General features: G+C 60.1%; 6 protein-coding genes and 1 pseudogene. 1 reads left to right on the top strand and 6 read right to left on the bottom strand.

The window, feature by feature from the left end:
* Window positions 1-359: pseudogene (locus QMA15_RS29370) on the top strand (transcriptional regulator); the annotation flags it as partial.
* Window positions 360-417: 58 nt separating this feature from the next.
* Here QMA15_RS29370 and QMA15_RS29365 read toward each other — a convergent pair.
* The 6 genes from QMA15_RS29365 to QMA15_RS29340 all read right to left on the bottom strand — a co-directional run bounded on the left by QMA15_RS29365 (window position 418) and on the right by QMA15_RS29340 (window position 5,892).
* Complete coding sequence (locus QMA15_RS29365) at window positions 418-1,659, bottom strand: IS110 family transposase (protein ID WP_290287903.1); 1,242 nt, start codon at window positions 1,657-1,659, stop codon at window positions 418-420.
* A 634-nt stretch (window positions 1,660-2,293) separates the two neighbouring features.
* Window positions 2,294-2,695 (bottom strand): hypothetical protein, encoded by a 402-nt coding sequence (locus QMA15_RS29360; RefSeq protein ID WP_290287900.1) that lies wholly within the window; start codon window positions 2,693-2,695, stop codon window positions 2,294-2,296.
* Window positions 2,696-2,789: 94 nt separating this feature from the next.
* The gene (locus tag QMA15_RS29355) at window positions 2,790-3,425 is read right to left on the bottom strand and encodes a TetR/AcrR family transcriptional regulator (protein ID WP_290287897.1); all 636 of its coding nucleotides are present in this window, start codon (window positions 3,423-3,425) and stop codon (window positions 2,790-2,792) included.
* 81 nt (window positions 3,426-3,506) lie between these two features.
* The gene (locus QMA15_RS29350) at window positions 3,507-4,604 is read right to left on the bottom strand and encodes a DUF2637 domain-containing protein (protein ID WP_290287895.1); all 1,098 of its coding nucleotides are present in this window, start codon (window positions 4,602-4,604) and stop codon (window positions 3,507-3,509) included.
* A gap of 97 nt (window positions 4,605-4,701) precedes the next feature.
* Window positions 4,702-4,989 (bottom strand): hypothetical protein, encoded by a 288-nt coding sequence (locus QMA15_RS29345; RefSeq protein ID WP_064074493.1) that lies wholly within the window; start codon window positions 4,987-4,989, stop codon window positions 4,702-4,704.
* A 129-nt stretch (window positions 4,990-5,118) separates the two neighbouring features.
* Window positions 5,119-5,892: a ParA family protein gene (locus QMA15_RS29340; protein ID WP_290287888.1), complete on the bottom strand. Its 774-nt coding sequence runs from the start codon at window positions 5,890-5,892 to the stop codon at window positions 5,119-5,121.
* Window positions 5,893-6,000: the final 108 nt, after the last annotated feature.

Raw genomic sequence — 6,000 nt, 5'->3', positions numbered from 1 at the left:
TGATCCGCGGTCCAGAAGACGACGAGTTCCGGCCCGAGTGGATGTCGCTGGCCCTCGCGGCCTTGTTCACAGGCCGTGTCCCAGCCGATCAGACAGCGGCGGTGAACATCTCGGCTGCAGACCACTGTATCCAACTCCGCGCCACACCCACTGGTGTCGATGTCGGTCTGCCGGACGGGAGGGATGTCGACGCCGTTCTGAGTGCCGACGCCCCTATCGTGCTGGGTCTGGCAGCAGGGGTGCTGACCATCGACGCCATCGCACCAGCCGTCGTCATCGACGGCGACATCGCCGCCCTACGCGCGATCTTCCAAGCGCCCAGTGCTGCGGCAGGGAACTCACCGCCGGCAGTTGGATGAATTCACGCGGAGACACCCTTCTCGTTCGTAATGGATTCATCGCAGTCCGCTTGACCCGTTAGGCAGCGTTTCGGACTCCGGCGCGTGTGGTTAATTCATCAGAGGGGCCGGCTTGTTGGGTGATCGGGGTGTACGTCGATCCGTTGCTCAACATCGCATATAGAACATTGCTCCTGCGCCGAGCAAGGCAGATCAAAGCCGATCGGTGGTTCTTGCCTTCAGAACGCTTGCGGTCGTAGTACGTACGGGACAGTGGATCACGCAGTGCTGCGAACGCCGAAAGGTACATGGCGCGTTTGAGTCTGGAGTTTCCACCGTGCCGGTGGTGTTCGCCTTTGATCGACGTTCCCGATCTATGAGTTCGCGGTGCCACGCCTGCGTAGACGGCGAGATGGCCGGCGTTGGCGAACCGGTCGATGCCCGAAATCTCCACGAGCATCGTGACCGCGGTGCGGCAACCGACACCAGGCAGAGACATCAGGATCGGCCCGTCAGGATGCTTACCCAGTTCGGTTTCGAACTGTTCCGCGAGCTCGGCGCGTGTACGCCGCACCTCGAGCAGGTGTCGTGCCAGCGTACGAATGACGAAGTCAGCCTTGTCCGCACCAGGTACGGTCACCGACTGCTGACCGAGGGCGTCGACAATCTCGTCGGTGATCTTCTTCCACAACCGAGGTGCGAAAGCTCGGGCACTCTCGTCCAAGGTTTGCCGTGTTGCGGCGGTGAAACCTTCGGGCCCGCCGAACTCCGCGAGTAGTCCAGGGCCGACAGGTCGATGCATTTGCCGACCGATTGTGCGTTCCAGAGCGGGATGAACGGAGAGAAGGACCGATCGTATTCGGTTGACCAGGCGGTTCTCTTCGCTGGCAAGGTCTGCGTCGAATCCCGCCAGCAGTCGCAGTCCTTCCACCACGTCGTTCTGTTCGTCGATCCGCAGAAGGGTGTCCGGCAATGTTCGTGCCGCGTCTGCGATCACGAACGCGTCCCGCGCATCAGTCTTCGACCGGCCCGGGTACAGGTCCGCAATGCGGCGCATCCGCAATCCAGGCAGATAGGCAATGTCGACTCCACACTCGCGAGCCACAGCGACCGGCAAGGCGCCGATGTTGCGCGGTTGATCGACAACCACCAACACTCGGCCGTGCAGTGCGAGATCCTCTAGCAGGCAGCGGATTCTGCTCTCGTCCTGTGGCAGATCAGTGCCGCAGAGCCGCTGGCCGTCAGGTGCCAGCGCAACGGCATGATGGGATGTTTTGCCGACGTCGATTCCGCAGAAGACGTCATAGATCGGTTCGCTCACGTAGACACTCCATTTCGGTTGTCAGCGTTGATGGTCACGGCACCGATCCCCGTCACCCACGTTATGCAGACCCCTCAGTGTTCGTTTTGGCCATGCCTCTATCAGCGGTGAACCGGCGCCATCCGATCCGGCGGCGTCACTCGACGAGACCTGCAATCGGCCAGTGGGCGTGTAAGCCATACCGGAACGGACGACCGGCCCCAATGAAGGGACCATCAAGAAGATAACGGGTGGGCTGTCAACCCCGTAGAGCGGAGCGTGGGTTGACGGGTCGGGTCCCCGGCATGGTGTTCTGGGGCGACTTGTACGACGACTTTCTTGACCACTCGGGGCTGCGTAGCGGCAACGGCGCCGGAGGTGTCGTTCGGTTTTTGTGTGGCCGGCGGTAGCTCTGGTTTGTGGTGGTAAATGAGTATCAGGTCGCCACGTGTGACCGATCTGCAAGGGTTGTTGCAGGTCAGGACTTCGGCTTTCGCTTCGGTCTAGTCAGTGTGGCGACCTGATGCTCGTCGCGGTGTTGATGATAGTTCGGGGGTCTGACATTTGGTGAGGGTGTTCGAGGTTAGGTGACCTCAATCAACATTGGGGTCCGGTGGGCGTCGTCGCGTTAGGTGCGACGGTTAGGTGACCTCAATCAACATTGGGGTCCGGTGGGCGTCGTCGCGTTAGGTGCGCGACGGTTTGCGCGCCGGGCTTGTGCGATGGGCGCGGGGTTCGCGTTCGTCTGGCGTTGTTCGCTCTCGAGTCGCGCCAGTTTGTAGCGCTGGATGTTTGTCTCGGACTTGTGCCGTGCCCAGGGGCGTAGCGCGGCGGCGAGGCCGGCCACTACAAGGGGGATGGCGGCGAATGCGAGGCCTATCTGCCATGTTGCGATGGTGTCGGGGATGACGAGGGAGTCGGGTATCGAGATTTCCATTCCCCCGCTACCGGTTTGAGGCCGGAATACGGTACCGATCATGATTCCGGCGACGAATGCGAGGCCGACGGCTGCGAGTAGTGCGATCACTCGGATCTGGATCTCGTTCTTTCGGCTCATGGTGTCTTCTTCCCCCTGGTGGTGCTGTGGTTGTGCAGCTCGCTCCGATTGCTTTCGAGTATTGCAGCGTCCGGTGACAGTTTTCCGTCGCGCTTCATGCGGTGGTGGATTTCAGATGGGCCGTGACGGTGTCTGCGATGCGGGTTGCAAGGTCGATGTCTTCTCGTAGGGTTCCTGATGCATTGGCGGCTCCGAGGGTGCCGGCGCAGAGGTTCCATGCGAGACGGTGTGTGGTGGGGGTGTCGGCGAGTTCGCAGGTGCTGATGGCGGGTTCGATGATGTCGCTGATGGCGTCGACCCAGCGTGCGAATGCTGCGCCGTTGTCGATGGTGGGTTCGAGGGCGAGTTTCATGCCGGCGCGGAGGTTGGTGTCTTCGCCGATGCGCTGTGCGAGCGAGATAAAGATCGCTGCCAGCTTCTCCCCTGCTGTGCTGCTCGAACCGGCCGCCAGTGCTTCGCTGATGGTTTCGTCGAGGGTGTGGTTCCAGTCCGAGATGAGGTGTTCGGCCATCGCTTCTTTGGATGGGAAGTGGTAGTACATAGCGCCTTTGGCGAATTTTCCGGCACGACTGATGGTGTTGATGCTGGTGTGGCCGTATCCGTCGGTGTCGAAATGCCGTGCCGCGACGGCGATGATCGCTTCTCGGGTGATTTTCGCCCGTGGCTGCATAGGTGGTCGGCCGGCTTTACCGTGGTCGGTGCCTTCGGAGCGGTCGGTATGATTGTTCATGGTCACAGGTGCTTTCTGTGGTCATCGGCCCTGACGGTGTTACCGCACTGTCGGGGCCACCCCTTTATGGGTGGGTGTGGGTCAGACGGTGGTGAGTTCGCGGTCGGCGATGTTCTCGGCGGACCGGAGGTCGGGCAGTGGCGGGCTTGTGAATCCTGCTTCGCGGGCTGCGGTATCGAACTTCTCGTATCGGCGCCATGCAGTCGATATTGCGACGGGCGGCTTCGATTCCAGCGCGATCGTCTCCCACGTGAGGTTCGGGTTTGTCAGCTTGCGGACCGCTGTGTCTTTGACGTTCTTCGCGAGATTCGACCGGGCGATGAAAGCCATGAGGCCGTCTATGTCGGCATCCGTGTCGGCCTGTGCTTCTTCGGCGGCGCGGCGGTCTGGGAACCCCGTAGCGGCGTCTTGGAGATCGAGGATGTCGTCGAGGCCTTCATTCGTCATTTCGTCGACGAAAAACGGCTCTGCAAAGTCCGCAATGACGTCGTGCTGGCCGGACTGCGGCTCCGCCGTTGCGGTGCCCTCGTTGCGTTCCGCTTCTAGTTGTGCCGCGATATTTTGGGCAACCCGATCGCGGAGGCGAGGGTTTCGGATCGGCCCCCAGTTTGCGGTCAGATCAGATGCAGCAGTCTTTGCATCCTCACTGTCGGTGGCATTTTCGACGATCGAACGGTAGGCGGCGTAGGCCATTCCGACTGCCTTCACCAAGATCGTGATTCCGTGCGTGAATGCCAAGACCAGGGCCGGCGGAATGATCGCTATGGCCGCTGCAATGGCGGGCGCGAGTGGAATGAACCCAAGGTCTCCCCCACCGTCGATCGACTCCTGTGCAGCGATTGCTGCGTGATAGGCGTGGTAGGCGTTTCCGAGGATGCTGATCACGACGACGCTGACGGCGAGTGCGATGTAGAAGCCTCTATCGCGTTTGTTCATGTTGAGCTTGCTGATGATGACGATGGCGATGGTGGCGCCGAGGATGGCGCTGTCGACGATCGCCGGGAAGATCCAGGTCAGGTGTTCGGGGATCAGTGCTTGCCGTGCGAGGTCGCGTTGTACGGCGAAGGAAAGTACGAATGCGCCGGTGGTGATGCCGAGCGCAATGACGATCGCGAGTGCGAGTGCAGCAAGCAATGCGCCTAGCTGAATACGGGCAGCTCTGAGGCTAAAGTCGGTCATGACTGGGTTTCTTCCTTCAATTGGTTTCCCGGTCTGGAGCCTCGTCGGGTGCATCCGGCGGGGCTCCCTTTGCATTTCAGATCAATCAACGCGATCGCTACCTGGTACTGCGTCCATGCTTTTTGTAGTGGTCGGGGTAGGTCGACTGAATTGCCTGCTCGATGATCGAACGGATGCTGTGTCCGGTTTCGTCTTCGACGGCGTCGATAGTTTCCCGGAAGCTCAAGCCGAGTCGGGTTGAGAACTGGATGACGGGTTCGGCTTTTTCCTTCTTCGGCCGCCCTACCGGCCTGCGTGCGGCTGGAACCTCTGCCGAATCGACAGCCTCGTCGACGGCCGGACGTGGCCCTCTCCGCGGGGCGCTGAGGTCAGGTTCTTTGCTCATTAGTTCATCCCTTCGTTCGGTAACTCATGAGTTCATGCATTGCTGCATTCGTTAGGTAACTCACGCATGAGTTAGTGCATTCACTCATTATTGCACGCGTGCATGAATTAATTAAGTCGACTCACGCACTCATGCGTTAATGAATTCGGAAAATATCTGCTGGTAAGCGGCGAAAACCGGCTCACCCTTGTCGAATTTTCCGTACCACTCGCCGGTCATACGCGACTGGTCGACGATGGTGCGATTCGGAATGATCGGCGTGAGAACGAGGCCCGTTTCCCTCAGTCGCTCCAGCGCTTTCACTGAAACTTTCGTCATCACCGTCTCCTTGACGGCACCGACGACGATGCCTGCCTCACTGAGACGACAGGGGGCACCGATCGCTTCGCGGCTTTTGCGGAACTTTGCGACGGACTCTTGCGCACCTTCAACGCCGTCGATCCCGTCTTGATTCGCGGTTGCGGCGTAGATGACCTTGTCGCTGGCGGCGAGCGCATTTTGCGTGAGCGTTCCACCTTGGCGGTTAGGGCAGTCGATGATGCGAACTTCCGCGGTGTGCCCTTCCAGTGCCGTTGCGAGCCTCAGTTCGGCGTGATCTTCGTAGTCCCTCTCACGGTTCGACAGTGACCTTGAAGACGGAATGATGCGCAGATTGCCGTCCCACCCGCTGTCAATGGCGAGGTCTTCGGCCCACCCTTCCGGGTTTTCGTCGGCCAGGATCGCGCCCACGTGCTGCCACGATTCCTCCGGGTAGCTGCCGATCCATTTGGTGGCTGCACCTCGGGGATCAAGGTCGATGAGGGTGGTCTTCAACCCTGACAGGGCAGCCACCATTGCGAGGGAGACCGCGGTCGTCGTCTTGGTGACTCCGCCAGCCTCGCTGTACACCATGATTGTCGTCATGCATGAATGCTAGCACTAATGCGTTAACGCTGTCAGTAGTTAATGAGTGCATGCATGCATTAATTAACTAAATTGGGCAATCTCGCCGATTTGCAAGATATCGACGCA

Source organism: Rhodococcus sp. APC 3903 (assembly GCF_030407755.1).
In the GTDB taxonomy this organism is placed as follows: Bacteria; Actinomycetota; Actinomycetes; order Mycobacteriales; family Mycobacteriaceae; genus Rhodococcus_F; species Rhodococcus_F erythropolis.
Note: the sequence above shows the minus strand (reverse complement) of the source record. Positions and strands in the feature narration are given on the sequence as shown.

What these genes read in the sequence shown, in the direction of transcription:
- QMA15_RS29360 (WP_290287900.1), bottom strand. Translation starts at nt 2,695, where the DNA reads ATGAGCCGAAAGAACGAGATCCAGATCCGAGTGATCGCACTACTCGCA.
- QMA15_RS29355 (WP_290287897.1), bottom strand. Translation starts at nt 3,425, where the DNA reads ATGAACAATCATACCGACCGCTCCGAAGGCACCGACCACGGTAAAGCC.
- QMA15_RS29350 (WP_290287895.1), bottom strand. Translation starts at nt 4,604, where the DNA reads ATGACCGACTTTAGCCTCAGAGCTGCCCGTATTCAGCTAGGCGCATTG.
- QMA15_RS29345 (WP_064074493.1), bottom strand. Translation starts at nt 4,989, where the DNA reads ATGAGCAAAGAACCTGACCTCAGCGCCCCGCGGAGAGGGCCACGTCCG.
- QMA15_RS29340 (WP_290287888.1), bottom strand. Translation starts at nt 5,892, where the DNA reads ATGACGACAATCATGGTGTACAGCGAGGCTGGCGGAGTCACCAAGACG.